Here is a 14,906-nt window from a genome sequence, read left to right as displayed (position 1 = left end):
TTCACGTTTGAAGGAAAAGAGACACTACCTAAGGATAGTGTCTGCTTGTTGCTCACATTAAAAAGTCGTTTTAATGGTTTGTTTTTCTTGATGGCGTTCAATTGCAAGTGACACTAGCTTTTCAATTAGCTCTGGATACTCTACACCAGTGTGCTTCCAAAGAAGCGGGAACATACTGAATGGTGTGAATCCAGGCATTGTATTCACTTCATTGATCAACACTTCGCCTTTTTCTGTGAGGAAGAAGTCTGCACGTACAAGACCAGAACCATCTAGGGATTTAAATGCCTTAATCGCCATATCATGAATCGTCTTGTATTCATCTTCTGACACACTCGCAGGAATGATCAAATCTGTATCGCCATCTTCATATTTTGCTTTGTAGTCATAAAAATCTGTTTTAGGTGCAATTTCACCAACGACAGAGCACTTCGGCTCGTCATTTCCTAATACACCTATCTCGATTTCTCTTCCTACGACGCCTTCTTCTACGACCACACGACGATCATATTGGAAAGCCAAGTCGAATGCGGTTTGCAGCTCTTCTTTGCTGCGGCATTTGCTTATTCCAACACTTGATCCCATGTTGGCAGGTTTCACAAAGCATGGATAGCCAAGTACTTGTTCTACCTGTTCTAAGCTGTCTGGTGCGGCTTTCTCATAGTCTTTTTTATTGAAGGAAAGGTGCTTTGCTTGCGCAAGTCCTGCTTGAGCAAAAACATCTTTCATCATGACTTTATCCATACCCGCGGCAGAAGCAAGAACGCCGTTGCCGACATACGGGATATTTAGCAGTTCAAGTAATCCTTGCATCGTTCCATCTTCACCATTTGGCCCGTGCAACAATGGGAAGACAACATCAATCTTCTCATCAGCGGATGTAGGCTGTGGAAACATGCTCTCATTTAAAGAAGTTGGTAAAAACGTCTTTGCGTTCTGTTCAAATTGAAGCATTCTGACGTTTGATACTGGTTCAGTGAGTTTTTCTCCTCTTAGCCATTCGCCCTCTTCTGTAATATAAATTGGATGTATATCGAACTTCTCAGTGTTAAGTGCTTTTGTAACTGCAAGGGCTGTTTGCAGTGATACATTATGTTCGGCTGACTTTCCGCCGTAAATCAATCCTAAACTTATTTTCAATGGATACTCCCCCCACTAAAATTCATCTTTACTATCTTATCACTTTCAAGCAAAAATGCTCTAATTAATTTTTGTTGTTACGGAATTGAAATGATTTGTAAAGTTGTAAGCGCCTCCCGAGCATTTGTATGTCATTCGCCTTTATTTTATATTAAAATGACATTGAAAAGGAGTTGTGACAAATTGAAAAAAATCACAAGTACTGAACAATTCAATGAAATCATTCAATCTGACAAAGAAGTCATCGTTAAATTCTTTGCAACATGGTGTCCTGACTGTACAAGAATGGACATGTTCATTCCAGACATCTTAGAGGCGTATGCTCACCATGAATGGTTTGAAATAAACAAAGATGATTTCCCTGAATTAGCAGAAACGTATCAGGTCATGGGTATTCCAAGCCTGTTAATTTTCAAAAATGGCGAAAAAACAGGTCATTTACACAGTGCAAACGCAAAATCACCTGAAGAAGTGACAGAGTTTCTTCAAGGGCACGTTTCTTAAATCGTGAAACGAAGGACATCAGCAAACACTTGCTGGTGTCTTTTTTTCTCTATCTCTTACATCAAATCTCTTCATAAGACGAATTGTTCAGTCAAAACGTTTCAATGAGCGAAAGAATGTTTTATATAGAGGCTTCTCTTACGACAAGAAATGACAGAAATTATTTCCTGGGAAAGAATGAGCGTCGACTAGGCTTCGAATTTGTCGATTACGTGAATTTTCTGAATATAATCTTTACTTCCGGCATTGTGCTTTGTATAATAGAGGTGCTAATTGAAAATGATTATCAATTTCATCTATGTGGAATCCTATAGACGTCTATTCTTATAAAGGAGCGATGAGTCACATGTCTAAGAAGAAAATCAAAACGTATCAGCAATTGATTGAAGAAAACAAGAAAGCCATCATGCGCGATCCTAAAATGATGGAAAGTATATACGAAACCATCGACAAAAAGCATCAGAAGCAGCTTGCAGCTGCTGGACGTGAATCATAAACATAAGGGGGAGCAGTCAAAGCTGGCTGCTCCTCTCTTTTGTCTTTTTCAACAAAAAAAGCCGATAAAATCTATGCTGTGATTTTATCGGCTTTTGTTTTAATGTGATTTCGCTACACGGTCCTGCTTCATTCCTAAATAAATGAGCATATATGTGAGATAACCCATAGTCATTGTTAAACCACCGAAGAAGAACTGAGAAAAGACAGGCTCCTCAAATGTTGTGACAGCTGCAAGTATGATCCAGCTCGCATATAAATAAACCATGAACCATTTCATGTTTCTTTTAAGTGTATACAGAAAGAAAAGACCCGCTAACGAAAAGATCCCCAGCGCTAGTCTGAAATAAATAAGATGATCAAACTGGAAGGCAAAAGACACAAACGAAAACGACAGCAGCAACAAAATGGGTAAAACCGTAATGAAATTTTTCACGATAGTGCCACCTCCAAGACTCCCTCTTATTATAAGACAAAATCAGCCGGTTATCGTGAAATGCAGACTCGTTTTCACAAAGATGTCACGAATTTTTCTTGTTATTTGACACAATTTTTACACATTTACATCACGCTTCCAAAAAAGAACCCAAGCCGTGCCAACAAAGAAAACAAAATGCGCCCCTACCATAAATAGAGAAAACAAAGGGCTCATGCCATGGAAGGGCGGCGGTCCTTGAAAGCTGTACTGAGTAAAGTCTGTATTAGCAAAAAGCAGGATTTTCCCCCACTGATTTTCTAAAAGAGACATAATAGGCACAAGTGATTTAGCCGCATATAAAACAAAAAACGAGGTCACAAGCGCAACGAGGCTGTTCCTAAACAAGCTGGAACACATAAAAGCGAAGCTTGCCATCATGATCACTTCCACCCACTGAGATCCGATCACAGCAAATGTATGCTGAAATAGTCGTCCCGTACTTTCATCAAATGCAGTACCAAAGAAAATAAAGCCAAATAGGAAAGCAATGACATAATAAAAAACAAACAAATAGATGACCGTCAGCACAAGTGTGATGTATTTTGACAGGAAAATTTGCAGCCTTGTTTTGGGCCGTATCAATAAAAACTTGATCGTTCTTTTTTGAAATTCTGTTGAGATCAAGGTTGCGCCAATGACAACCGCGAGCACCTGTAAAATAAACACGACGTTTGTGGAATAAGCAAAATAGTTGGCGACAGTGTCTTGTCCACCAAAGCTGGAGATGACTCGTTTCAACGCTAGAGCCATCGCTAATTGAAACACAACAATCAATCCAAGTGCAATGAACGTGATCTTTTTCCTCGTAATTTTCTTATGCTCATTCTTGATGAGTTGAAGCATCTGCCGTCCCGCCTTCCGTCCATTTCATAAATGCCTCTTCAATTGATGGCTTTTGAGGCGTCATTTCAAGTACATCAAATCCAGCCAGAACAAGCTGTTTGTTCAGCTCAGGCACTTGCTCTTTGTTCAATTGAAGTAAAACATGCGATCCATTTCGTTCATATGTATAGTCATGTGTCTCGAGCCACGTCACTGCCTTTTCCACTGGCTGAATATTCATGAGCATCTGTTCTTTCCCCTCTATGCCTCGAAGCATGGCACTGGCTTTGATCTGTCCTTTTTGAATGATGATCATGCGGTCACATAGCTCTTCAACCTCATGTAATAAATGTGTGGCGAATAATACGGACGTTCCTTCTTCTCTTACTAGCGTTTGCAAGTGCTCCCTGAATTCCTTCATACCTGCAGGATCAAGTCCATTTGTCGGTTCGTCTAAAATGAGCAGGTTCGGCTGATGTAATATGGCTTGTGCAATCCCAAGCCTTTGTTTCATCCCCAGTGAATATGTCTTCACCTTCTGATGAATGGCGTGCTCCAGACGAACTCTTTTCACCACTTCCTGCATTCGTTCCTCTGTCACTCCATCGTGCATCGCCGCATACAGTTCAAGGTTTTCGAAGCCTGTTAAATAAGAATAAAATTCGGGATTTTCTATGATTGCACCAACAGATGACATCGCATGTAGGAAATCCTCATCCTGTGAATATCCATTGATCATGATTCGGCCATTGTTTTTTTTCATCAAGCCAACGATCAAACGAATCAAGGTTGTTTTTCCAGACCCATTTGGTCCTAGTAAGCCGACGATTTCCCCTTTCCCTATTTCTATAGATATATCTTGTAAGATCATTTTCCGGCCAATTCGTTTATCGACTTTCTCTACTTTTAGAACAGCAGATTCCAACGTGGTTCCTCCTTCTGATGTAAAACCTAAAGCGGCAAATAAGACCGCTCATTCTGTTAAAAGTATATCACGCAAGACAAGGGACTCCATGAAAAAAAGGGCTGATCGAGTCAGCCCTTCTTTTACATTACATGGATAGGTTCGGTGATGCTGCGTCTGTCTCGTGTTTTTTCTCCGTTTCTGTCACAATCACCGCACATGCGGCGTCACCTGTAATATTGACAACGGTTCTTGCCATATCTAATAAGCGGTCTATGCCAAGGATGAGCGCAATGCCTTCAACCGGCAGATTCACAGAGTTCAGTACCATAGCGAGCATAATGAGCCCAACTCCTGGCACACCAGCTGTACCGATACTTGCTAAGACAGCCGTTAAGACAACCGTCAGCATTTGGACAAGCGTCAGTTCAACTCCATACACTTGCGCGATAAAAATAGTCGCGACCCCTTGCATAATCGCTGTGCCATCCATATTAATGGTTGCACCAAGCGGCTGTACAAAGCTTGAAATCGGCTCCGGCACCTTCAAACGTTTCTGGGCTGTTTCCATCGAGACTGGGAGGACTGCGTTACTACTTGACGTACTAAATGCGACAACCATTGCTGGAGAAAATCCTTTGAAAAATGCCATCGGATTTCGCTTCGCTAAAATGGCGACAGTTGACCCATAAGTTAGGAAGAAATGCAGCACGAGCGCAACTAACACGACCGAGAAATAAAGGCCCATCGCTTTCATCGCATCAAATCCCTGACTGCCAATGGCAGTTGCGATCAAACCGAATGTTCCGTACGGTGCGAACTTCATCACTATGCCGACAAGGTACATCATTAATTCATTTCCTTGTTCAAACAGCTTTAGCAAACCTTCCGTCTTCTTCCCAAGCATGGCAATGCCAAGACCTAAAAATACACAAAAGACGATGATTTGAAGCATGTTTCCTTCAACTAAAGATTGGACTGGATTGGTTGGGATGATGTTGAGTAGTGTTTCTGCCATTGATGGGGCTTCCTCTGCGGAATAATCAGCTGCTTTCGTATCAAAATGACCGAATGCTCCCGGCTTGATTAATAAGGCTAATGAAATGCCAATGATGATGGCAAAAGTAGTAGTAAGCAGGAAATAAGTAATGGTTTTTACGCCGATTCTGCCAAGCTTTTTCGGATCACCTAGACCTGCTACACCTAGTGTGATGGAAAAGAATACGATCGGCACCACTAACATTTTAATCAGGTTTAAGAAGATTTGACCTAGAGGCGTAAATAGATAAGGGTCTAACACTTTGAATACATTTGGAGCAAAAATGTTAAGCAATAGTCCTGTGATTGCACCTACAAACAAGGCAATAATAATTTTCGTCGCTAGCTTCAATAAAATCTCCCCTTCCTCATCAACAAAGACCCACAAGAGAGTTTTCTCGTGGGTCTTTGTTTCCATACACGTACCACTGTTTACTCTCTTCACGCCGATGAGGTTAGCTGACGGGTTAGGACGAAGAGATGTCCTTTTTTCTCACAGAGAAAAATTCACCCCAAAAACATGGGTCCCCCATTCCTTTAGAAGGATTAAGCGTGTGGTAATATGATATTTTCATACTATTTATACCTTATTTTCGGAAAATTGTAAACAGGTTCATATGAACTTTTTAATTACTTTCTTCCTTATTCGTGACCTCCAAAATATCTAAAATGAACACAAAGATCGGGATACCAATAATCAGTCCCCAAATGCCGATGTAGTGTTCAGAGAAGATCAGCACAACAAATGTGAAGAAGATAGGGAGTTCTGTTTTTGCTGACATGAGCTTCGGGTTTAGGAAATAGGCTTCAATGGCATGGATGATGACGATCACAAGCACGATATACAGGACATACATGCCGCCTCCAAGCGTATACGCAATGATGCTGAGTGGAATAAGTGAGATAACCACACCTGCCACAGGGATTAAGCCTAGCAAAAAGACCATGACCGCTAATCCAAATAATTGCGGGAATCCCATAATACCTAGCGCAATGGTTGTTAAAACACAGTTAACAGTTGCAATAATAAACTGTGCTTCGAGTACCTTTCCGAACGTTCTGGAAAATTTACGTCCAAAGAAGGCGATTTCGTTATAGAACACAGAGATTTTACTCGTTTTGAACTTGTTCATGAATTGAATGAGGCGTTCCTTTTCGAACAGGAAGAACATGCTTAATATTAAGGACATAATGACCTGGATACTGAACGTACTGAAATCAGTTAAGTATGTATAGAGGAAATTAAACCCTTTCTCAAAGTAAGCTGATATTTTAAAATCTCCGAATACGTTCGTGATGACATCAATGAAGGGTAAATCTTGTGGATGATCTGCAATTTTCTTTCCTAAATGAAATAGCTGCTCCACCTGTTTGGCGATGATTGGCACAAACACGAATCCGCCAACCGTCAATCCACCAGCCAAAAGAATATACAAAATGGTAATAACCGATTTCTGCCCTATTTTCAGGAAGCGACTTAAAAAGCCTCTAATGACCTCTTCTAACCGATTCATCAAAAAGGTGAATATGAAGGTCAAGAGAATTAAATTCATCATTCCTCTTAATAAATATAAGGCTGTGGCTAATACTACAAATACAGAAAACCGCTTAACACCGGGTTTTTCGAACAATTTTAAAAATGCTGCCATTTCGTTATACACCTGCCAGGACTAAAGTCTATTTTTCATTGGATCTGATATACATTATATCGGATCTTTCTGTAAATTATATAACAAAAGGTCAATGAGGTCTTACGATTCGACCTAAATTTATCAAGCTTTCATGTTTTTTCTTTTTTTACACAAGAAAAAACCGAACCCCATGTAGACATAAGGTTTCGGTTTTTGGTTGTTTTTATACTATACAGCTTGCTTTATATTGCGCATTTCTTGAAGGGCTGTTTTGCTCTTCGCTTCGTCAAATTCACCTTCACTTTTCGCCACAACAATTGTCGCGATTCCATTTCCAATGAGGTTTGTGATGGCTCTTCCTTCGCTCATGAATCGATCTACACCAAGCAGAAGTGCAAGCCCCTCTAGCGGAATGACCTGTAGTGCAGCGAGTGTAGAAGCCAGCACGATAAATCCGCTTCCTGTCACCCCAGCCGCTCCCTTTGATGTGAGCATTAGAACAAGGATAATGGTGATTTGCTGGCCGATAGACAAGTCTACACCAAACACTTGCGCTAAGAAGACCACAGCCATCGATAAGTAGATCGAGGTTCCGTCCAAGTTAAAGGAATACCCTGTTGGGATGACAAGACCCACAACAGACTTAGAGCACCCGTAGCGTTCCATTTTATCCATCATTCTTGGCAGCACGGATTCTGATGAGCTTGTGCCAAGAACAATTAAAATTTCATCCTTGATAAATCGCAGGTAACCAAACAGGCTGAAGCCATACATTTTACAAATGATATTCAGCACAACGAAGATGAACAGGAACATAGTCAAATAAACGGAGAGCATCAGACTTGCGAGCGGTTTAATCGATGCCAAACCAAAGTGACCGATTGTATAGGCCATTGCCCCAAATGCACCGAGCGGAGCTGCACGCATGATATATCCAATGATTTTAAAGAAAACAAGTGACAGCTTATCAAGCCACTCAATGATTCCTTTCCCCTTCTCGCCAAGTGCAGCAAGCGCAACACCGAATAAAATAGAGAAGAATAAGACCTGTAAAATATCACCCTTTGCAAAAGCATCTACCATATTAGATGGCACGATGTGTGTGACAAATTCCATCCAGTCGATACCCTGTCCCCCGTTTTGGGTATACTGTGAAACATCCCCTTTTTCAAGCTTGCTATAGTCCAGACCTGCACCTGGCTTCATGATATTGACGACAAAAAGACCGATGACCAAAGCAAGCGTCGTGACGACTTCAAAATAAATAAATGCTTTTCCCCCAACTTTTCCAACCTTTTTCATATCCCCCATCTTGGCAATACCAAGAACAATGGTTAAGAAAATAATTGGTGCGATGACCATTTTAACGGCATTGATAAAGGTGTCACCAAGCGGCTTCATTTCTTTTCCGACGTTTGGCCAAACCATCCCGACAATGATCCCGATAATGACAGCTGCAATCACCTGAAATGTCAGGTTCTTCAAAAGCCTCTTCATAAAAAATCAACTCCCTCACCCTTTGATGTAAACGCTTAACTGTTATCTGTAGCTAAATGATAGCGATTTCATCAAAGGCTGTGAAGCTTATGAACATATCGTACATTTTGGTCTTTTTGGTCTCTTAGTCAGAATGTACGATATATTTATTGACAGGCCGGCCTACCCCGCCATATTGCATATCTAATTTCAGCTCGCCTTCTTTCACTAAGAAGTCTAAATACCGGCGTGCCGTGACACGTGCAATGCCGAGTGCATTGGCAACTTCCTCTGCAGACTGCGGACCTTCCTGCATGCCCATATAGGCTTTAATTTCATTCATCGTATGCACATTCAGCCCCTTAGGGAGCCAAGTATCTTCCTGTTTAACAGCAGGCTTTCGTATGATATCATCCAGCATCTCCTGAGAAAATTCTGCTGCTGTACGAATTTTAGATTTAAACGCTTTATAGCTTTCAAGCGATTCTTTCATACGTTCGAACTTAAACGGCTTGATGATATAATCTCGTGCACCATTTTGAAGCATGATGCCAATGGTCTCTTTGTCCTTTGCCGCAGAAATAACGATCACGTCCACCTGTATCTTTTGCTTTCTAATGTCTTGAAGCGTCTTTACGCCATCTTTTTTTGGCATATATACATCGAGGACTACAAGGTCTGGATGAATTTCTTTGATGAGCTGGATGCCCTGCTCCCCATTACCTGCGACTGCCGCCACTTGAAAGCCAGGAACACTCTTAATGAACTCTTTATTCACTTCTTGCACCATCGGATCATCTTCAATTAATAGCACCTTAATCTGAGTCATCTGTCTCTCTCCTCTATGATCATTGGGAATTCGATTGAGAAGGTGGTACCAATGCCGATGCTTGATGTGACTTCTACATTTCCCATCCCTTTGTCGATAATCGTTTTTACAATATACAGGCCATAGCCTGTTCCGCCTTCTTTGCCGTGTGTGAAGCCTTTATCGAAAATATAAGGAATCATTTCCTCTTCAATCCCGGAGCCATTGTCTTCAATTAAAATCGCGAGGACATCCTCGGTTTGATCAATACTAATCGAAATGCGTTTTGTGTCTCTTTCTACAGTATCATAAGAGGCAAAAGCATTCTCGATCAGGTTGCCAAGCAGCTTCGTCATATCATGCTGATCTAGACGCTCAGGGAAATCACGCAGACAGCTATGTTCGTCTACTTCGACCTTTATGCCTAGCTCCTTGCCCCTTCTGATTTTGCTCATCAATAATCCCGCAACGGCATCATGCTGTATGACGCGGTGAAGAAAGTCCAGCACATGTTCCTGTTCTTCCGTCGTTTGAAAGGCTAAATCGAGCGCCTGATCGGGTTTACCAAGCTGAATCAGCCCGGCAATCGTATGAAGCTTATTCATATGCTCATGATTTTGCACCCGCAGACCGTCTACAAAGTTCTTAACCCCGGTTAGCTCCTCTGCTAATTTTGCCGCTTCTGTCCGGTCCTGAAAAATGGCGACCGCTCCAATAATTTTCTTTTTCATGACAATCGGAATCCGGCTGCTCATAATCCGCTTTCCGCTCATATGAATTTCTTCATTGTAGACGGGTTCTGCGCGATCAATGATCTCTGGAAGTCTTGTGTCAGACAGCACATCCCAAATATTCCGGCCTACGACATCCCCTGTCACGCCAAAGATTTGCTTCGCCTTTTCATTAAAAATGGTGATCATGTGCTGATTATCAATGGCGATGACCCCTTCATTAATAGAGTGAAAGGTTGCGGTGCGCTCCTCTAGCATTCTGACAATCTCATGCGGCTCCAGCTTAAACATTTGCTGTTTAATATGACGAGCGAGTAAAAATGAACCTACAAGCCCAAAGCTGAGCGTCAGCAAAAGGATCATGAGGATATCCCGCTTCATTTCTCCTAATATATCGATCATACTTGGCAGCGTTCTCCCTACAAGGACGACCCCTGTTTGATTAAATTGATCATCCTTCACTGGATAAAAGGCTCTGATGGCGGTCCCAAGCTCTCCCTCTGCTTCTGAGAAATAAATATGCTCGGCAAAAGCAGGCTCTTCATCTGTCCCCTCCGAACGCTGGCCAATCCTTGCTTTCACTGGATGCGTTAATCTCACATGCTCCATATCCATGACGACAATGTAGTCAGCGTCTTGAATAATCCGAATCTCTTCGATGGCATGCTGTAATCGGTCACGTTTCTTTGTTTGATCAGCTAACGCCTGCTTTACCTCATTCATCTCCGCAACTGTTCTCGCTGTGTTCATGAGCCTTTTTCGAAGCTCTCGTTCCTCTGTTTGCTGGATTCCCCCAACAAGGACAATTCCTCCGATTAAAAGGGCGAAAATGACAACGAAATATGTGAGGATGGTGAGCTTCCATCTAATAGATAATTGTTGTAATTTCAATCGATTTCTCATCATTTTTTTCACCTGTATCTTTACGAATTCTTCCTCGGTCAAGTATGCTTGACATAAGGGGGATCGGACGCATGAAGAATTTACTCGCCTATACACTATTGCTCTTGATCGGTTTTGTAACCGCTTTATACTTTGGTTTCTATCATATGATGCCAAAAGCAGCGACGACCTTTGACGATGAACAGACAGGGCTAAAGGATCAGCTTGTGTTCAAATTTAGCCATGTCGTGGCAGATAATACACCAAAAGGACTTGCCGCAAAGAAATTTGCTGAGCTTGTGCACGAAAAATCCGATGGGAAGATCACCATTCAAATTTTCTCCAACGGAAGTCTTTATTCTGATATAGAAGAAATTAATGCACTCAAAGAGAATCAAGTTCAATTTATCGCACCATCTACCTCGAAGCTCGGCATGCTATCCTCTGAGTGGCTGGCACTTGACCTTCCTTTTGCTTTTTCTAATTATGATGCGGTTCAGGAAGGCTTGCACGGTGCAATTGGACAAAGATTGTTTGGCACCCTGCAAAAAGACGGGCTAAAGGGAATGGCGTATTGGACAAATGGCTTTAAGCAAATCACCTCTAATAAAGGTCCAATCAAACAGCCTAGTGATTTAAAAAACCAATCTCTCCGCATTATGCAAAGCGACATGATTGAAAAACAATTCAAACTTCTTGGCGCAAAGCCCTATCAGGATTCGTTTAATTCGACGTTTCAGCTATTAGAAACAAAAAAAGTAGATGGTGAAGAAAATACCATTTCAAATATTTATTCAAAAAAATTCTATCATATACAAGACTATATGACGATCAGTAATCACGGGTATTTAGGCTATGTGGTCTTAACAGATCAATCCTTCTTTGATCGCCAGACACCTGAAACGAAACGAATTTTACTTGAAGCTATGGAAGAAACAACAGCTTGGAATGAAAAACATGCAGAACAGATGAACAAAGATCAGCTGGAGGACATTAAACGGGAATCGCAGATTGCCATTCATGAATTGACGCCAGCAGAAAGACAAAAATGGATGAAAGCCCTCGATCCTTTGTATGAGGAAGCCGAAAAAACCATTGGTTCTACCCTAATCAAACAGATTCGTGAGCTGCGTGCGCGTTATGAACATTCTCCGATCCATGCTTTTCAAGAAGAGGATAAGACCAAATAAAAAATCCCTTTGAGAAAGGGATTTTTTATGCACCAGATTCACTCTGTTCTTGCTGCGTGAGCTCTTCTAATCTTGAGACAATTCTTCGCTTTCGGTATTGCATCATGCCTGTTTCGGCAATACTTTTTAGTTGTGAGCGGTTGGAAACTGCGCCAAATAAAATCCCTGCTACGGGAACAAGCTGAAACAGTTTCTTCCAGCCAAATGAATCTCGGTAATTATAGACTACCTCACGCCATCCTTGGATTTGTGAGAACATGTTTTCGTGTTTCCCTTCGGAAGCATGATAGCTCCTGAGTTCTTTTAATATCGATTTCTTCCCAACCACATCAGCAGAGGTCAACTGTAAGCATTTTATGATGAAGACCCGTTCTTCCTTGTTTTTAGGATCATAGCCATAGGTGACGGCAATATCCTGTAATGTTTTAAGGGAGAGACCAAGTACCGCAGGAATATCTGCAGCCAGTGTAAACATACCACCGACACCCGTTGTCGCCCCTTGTACCGTGGCGAGATTCGTCCTATTTTTCCCCATATGTTCACTAATGGCATCCATGATTTCAATTGGAGCTTTTTCTATATCTTCTATACGCTGAATCGATTCGTCGGCACATTTCTTTTGAAATTGATGGATGATGCCTTTTTCTGATGTCAAATAGGCACCGCCTGATTGAATGTAATGCCCCATTTCATCTAGCAGCACACCGATTTTTTTCTGGATAAAGGCAGGCGTCAGCTTGTCCAGCATTTGAAATGGCAGGCGGCTGAGTTTCTCCCAAAACCATACCTTTTGCTGATCTTTCTCCCACTGTTCAATCTGCTTTAATTGTGCTTTTAGCCACTCTCTTTCCTCCATGCCTTTTTCCTCCTTAGATGCTGCTGAAGTATTTGTTTGTTATTATACACAATCCTTTTCCATCATACGTATAGAACATTGAATCGGTTTCGAAAGGTTTGAAACTTTTTCAAAACGGTTATTGCTTAATACACAAACAAAAAGAGGAGTGATCAACATGTTAGGATTTCTGATTTCATTAGTTGTGGCGATTGTCATCGGCCTTATTGGCAGTGCACTCGCTGGAGGTAGTGTACCAGGAGGATGGATCGGTTCAATGATTGCAGGACTTGCAGGTGCTTGGATTGGTCATGGATTACTTGGAACGTGGGGTCCTAGTTTGGCAGGCTTTGCGATCATTCCAGCAATCTTAGGTGCAGCGATCTTTGTCATCATCTTAAGCCTGATCTTCCGTAGTGTGGGATCAAGGGTATCTTAAAAAAACAAATAACAGAGGAAGCAGTAGGGACACCGTCTATAAAGGCGGTGTTTTTTATGTGTTGGATTGACAAGGTATCTATTTTTTTCACTTACATATGATAAACAAACCTATTAGTTCAGATAGTTGACTTTTCATGAAGATGGGCATATGATGATTAAAAATTGCATCAAGGAAACATTTTGTGCCCAAGCAAAACTTTGTAGAATCTAGGTGATGACATATGACAAACAAATACATCGAGGCACAGGCACACATGTCAGAGGCAGCTGAGCGTGCACTTGAAGGAAAAGTCAAGGGATTTAGAAGACTCCTTCCTTTTCTCGGTCCTGCTTTTATCGCAGCCATTGCTTATATTGATCCAGGAAATTTCGCCACCAACATTGCGGCTGGCTCCAAATATGGATATCTCCTTTTATGGGTCATTCTCATATCAAATCTCATGGCTTTGCTCATCCAGTCTTTATCCGCAAAGCTTGGAATTGCGACAGGCAAAAACTTACCTGAAATCGCACGTGAAGAGTTTCCAAAGCCCGTTTCGATCGGTTTATGGATTCAGGGAGAGCTCGTCATTATTGCCACGGATTTAGCTGAGTTTATCGGGGCGGCACTTGGTTTATACTTGCTCTTTCGAATCCCGCTACTTGAAGCATCCATTATCGCGGCTATCGGTTCATTTGCGATATTGGAGCTGCAAAGACGAGGATATCGAGCATTAGAAGCAGGTATCACAGGCATGTTGTTCGTTGTCGTGATCGCTTTCGCTGTACAAACCTTTGTCGCCAAACCAGATATCGCAAGTGTCGCTGGCGGACTGTTCATTCCAAAATTTGATGGCGCAGACAGCGTGCTGCTTGCAGCTGGAATTTTAGGTGCCACTGTCATGCCTCACGCAATCTACTTACATTCAGCTTTAACCCAAAGAAGAGTCGTCGGCAGAACGGAAAAGGAGAAAAAGCAGATTTTCCGCTTTGAGTTTTTAGATATCCTCATTGCAATGATCGTCGCCGGGGCCATCAATGCCAGCATGTTGATTGTGGCAGCCGCTTTATTTTATAAAAATGGTCTTTTTGTTGAAGATTTGGATGTTGCGTTTCAGCATTTTGGTACACTCGCAGGGCCTGTATCAGCCATCTTATTTGGTGTAGGTCTGCTTGTAGCCGGACTATCCAGCTCTTCTGTCGGTACATTGTCAGGCGACATCATTATGCAGGGCTTTATTCAATACCGGATCCCGCTGTATGTTCGCCGGCTGATTACCATCATTCCTCCTATTGCGATTATTGCATCTGGAGTGAATCCGACCTCCGCGCTTGTGATGAGTCAGGTCGTCTTATCGTTTGGGATTGCCTTTGCTTTAATTCCGCTCATTTTATTTACAAGTAAAAAACGAATTATGGGCGAATTGACGAATGCTCGCTGGGTGACAGGAATATCTTGGGTGATAGCAGCTCTTGTTGTAGCACTTAATCTCTTCTTAATTGTAGATACGTTTATGTAAAAGACCGTGTTGAGCTGTCTTTTTCTTTCCAT

General features: G+C 41.8%; 15 protein-coding genes and 1 riboswitch. Of the genes, 5 read left to right on the top strand and 10 right to left on the bottom strand.

Annotated elements, in window-relative coordinates; genetic code table 11:
• Nucleotides 1–57: 57 nt before the first annotated feature.
• A complete protein-coding gene (locus NSQ36_RS02540) occupies nt 58–1,140 on the bottom strand; it encodes a D-alanine--D-alanine ligase (protein ID WP_253621834.1) in 1,083 nt (360 codons plus the stop codon).
• A 183-nt stretch (nt 1,141–1,323) separates the two neighbouring features.
• Here NSQ36_RS02540 and NSQ36_RS02535 point away from each other — a divergent pair, with 183 nt between their 5' ends.
• Nucleotides 1,324–1,644: a thioredoxin family protein gene (locus NSQ36_RS02535; protein ID WP_034663973.1), complete on the top strand. Its 321-nt coding sequence runs from the start codon at nt 1,324–1,326 to the stop codon at nt 1,642–1,644.
• A 346-nt stretch (nt 1,645–1,990) separates the two neighbouring features.
• The gene (fbpB, locus tag NSQ36_RS02530) at nt 1,991–2,140 is read left to right on the top strand and encodes a Fur-regulated basic protein FbpB (RefSeq protein ID WP_003214266.1); all 150 of its coding nucleotides are present in this window, start codon (nt 1,991–1,993) and stop codon (nt 2,138–2,140) included.
• Between the two features lie 99 nt (nt 2,141–2,239).
• On the opposite strand, the gene NSQ36_RS02525 is transcribed toward fbpB, so the two are convergent.
• The 8 genes from NSQ36_RS02525 to NSQ36_RS02490 form a co-directional block, all read right to left on the bottom strand.
• Entirely contained in the window at nt 2,240–2,575 is a 336-nt protein-coding gene (locus NSQ36_RS02525) for a hypothetical protein (protein ID WP_137055558.1), read from the bottom strand.
• Between the two features lie 117 nt (nt 2,576–2,692).
• Nucleotides 2,693–3,460 (bottom strand): ABC transporter permease, encoded by a 768-nt coding sequence (locus NSQ36_RS02520; protein WP_137055557.1) that lies wholly within the window; start codon nt 3,458–3,460, stop codon nt 2,693–2,695.
• Nucleotides 3,438–4,364 carry an ABC transporter ATP-binding protein gene (locus NSQ36_RS02515; RefSeq protein WP_310427588.1) on the bottom strand — a complete coding sequence of 309 codons (927 nt, stop codon included), beginning with the start codon at nt 4,362–4,364 and terminating at the stop codon, nt 3,438–3,440. The genes NSQ36_RS02520 and NSQ36_RS02515 overlap by 23 nt, the downstream gene beginning before the upstream one ends.
• Nucleotides 4,365–4,491: 127 nt before the next feature.
• A complete protein-coding gene (locus NSQ36_RS02510) occupies nt 4,492–5,733 on the bottom strand; it encodes a dicarboxylate/amino acid:cation symporter (protein ID WP_034620244.1) in 1,242 nt (413 codons plus the stop codon).
• Nucleotides 5,734–5,811: 78 nt separating this feature from the next.
• A riboswitch (cyclic di-AMP (ydaO/yuaA leader) is annotated at nt 5,812–5,944 on the bottom strand.
• Nucleotides 5,945–6,007: 63 nt separating this feature from the next.
• Nucleotides 6,008–7,030 (bottom strand): AI-2E family transporter, encoded by a 1,023-nt coding sequence (locus tag NSQ36_RS02505; protein ID WP_050945541.1) that lies wholly within the window; start codon nt 7,028–7,030, stop codon nt 6,008–6,010.
• A gap of 210 nt (nt 7,031–7,240) precedes the next feature.
• Nucleotides 7,241–8,509, bottom strand: coding sequence for a C4-dicarboxylate transporter DctP (gene dctP / locus NSQ36_RS02500; RefSeq protein ID WP_003214472.1), 1,269 nt, complete (start codon nt 8,507–8,509; stop codon nt 7,241–7,243).
• Between the two features lie 124 nt (nt 8,510–8,633).
• Nucleotides 8,634–9,317: a response regulator gene (locus NSQ36_RS02495; protein WP_050945539.1), complete on the bottom strand. Its 684-nt coding sequence runs from the start codon at nt 9,315–9,317 to the stop codon at nt 8,634–8,636.
• Nucleotides 9,314–10,918, bottom strand: a complete 1,605-nt coding sequence (locus NSQ36_RS02490; protein WP_251191231.1) for a sensor histidine kinase — start codon at nt 10,916–10,918, stop codon at nt 9,314–9,316. Before NSQ36_RS02490 ends, NSQ36_RS02495 begins: the two co-directional genes overlap by 4 nt.
• An 83-nt stretch (nt 10,919–11,001) precedes the next feature.
• Between NSQ36_RS02490 and NSQ36_RS02485 the strand changes: the two genes are divergently transcribed.
• Nucleotides 11,002–12,099, top strand: a complete 1,098-nt coding sequence (locus NSQ36_RS02485) for a DctP family TRAP transporter solute-binding subunit (RefSeq protein WP_251191096.1) — start codon at nt 11,002–11,004, stop codon at nt 12,097–12,099.
• Nucleotides 12,100–12,124: 25 nt separating this feature from the next.
• Here NSQ36_RS02485 and NSQ36_RS02480 read toward each other — a convergent pair whose 3' ends face one another.
• Nucleotides 12,125–12,955, bottom strand: coding sequence for an EcsC family protein (locus NSQ36_RS02480; protein ID WP_126741652.1), 831 nt, complete (start codon nt 12,953–12,955; stop codon nt 12,125–12,127).
• Nucleotides 12,956–13,112: 157 nt separating this feature from the next.
• On the opposite strand from NSQ36_RS02480, the gene NSQ36_RS02475 reads away from it, so the two are divergent.
• Complete coding sequence (locus NSQ36_RS02475; protein ID WP_003214275.1) at nt 13,113–13,373, top strand: GlsB/YeaQ/YmgE family stress response membrane protein; 261 nt, start codon at nt 13,113–13,115, stop codon at nt 13,371–13,373.
• A 223-nt stretch (nt 13,374–13,596) separates the two neighbouring features.
• Nucleotides 13,597–14,874, top strand: a complete 1,278-nt coding sequence (locus tag NSQ36_RS02470; protein WP_003214137.1) for an Nramp family divalent metal transporter — start codon at nt 13,597–13,599, stop codon at nt 14,872–14,874.
• The last annotated feature ends 32 nt before the right edge of the window (nt 14,875–14,906 follow it).

The organism is Bacillus sp. FSL W8-1143, assembly GCF_037965155.1.
Lineage (GTDB): Bacteria > Bacillota > Bacilli > Bacillales > Bacillaceae > Bacillus > Bacillus pumilus.
Note: the sequence above shows the minus strand (reverse complement) of the source record. Positions and strands in the feature narration are given on the sequence as shown.

Excerpts from the sequence above, each read along its gene's own strand:
- NSQ36_RS02485 (WP_251191096.1), top strand. The coding sequence starts at position 11,002 with ATGAAGAATTTACTCGCCTATACACTATTGCTCTTGATCGGTTTTGTA.
- NSQ36_RS02470 (WP_003214137.1), top strand. The coding sequence starts at position 13,597 with ATGACAAACAAATACATCGAGGCACAGGCACACATGTCAGAGGCAGCT.
- NSQ36_RS02495 (WP_050945539.1), bottom strand. The coding sequence starts at position 9,317 with ATGACTCAGATTAAGGTGCTATTAATTGAAGATGATCCGATGGTGCAA.
- NSQ36_RS02505 (WP_050945541.1), bottom strand. The coding sequence starts at position 7,030 with ATGGCAGCATTTTTAAAATTGTTCGAAAAACCCGGTGTTAAGCGGTTT.
- NSQ36_RS02480 (WP_126741652.1), bottom strand. The coding sequence starts at position 12,955 with ATGGAGGAAAGAGAGTGGCTAAAAGCACAATTAAAGCAGATTGAACAG.
- fbpB (WP_003214266.1), top strand. The coding sequence starts at position 1,991 with ATGTCTAAGAAGAAAATCAAAACGTATCAGCAATTGATTGAAGAAAAC.
- NSQ36_RS02520 (WP_137055557.1), bottom strand. The coding sequence starts at position 3,460 with ATGCTTCAACTCATCAAGAATGAGCATAAGAAAATTACGAGGAAAAAG.
- dctP (WP_003214472.1), bottom strand. The coding sequence starts at position 8,509 with ATGAAGAGGCTTTTGAAGAACCTGACATTTCAGGTGATTGCAGCTGTC.
- NSQ36_RS02475 (WP_003214275.1), top strand. The coding sequence starts at position 13,113 with ATGTTAGGATTTCTGATTTCATTAGTTGTGGCGATTGTCATCGGCCTT.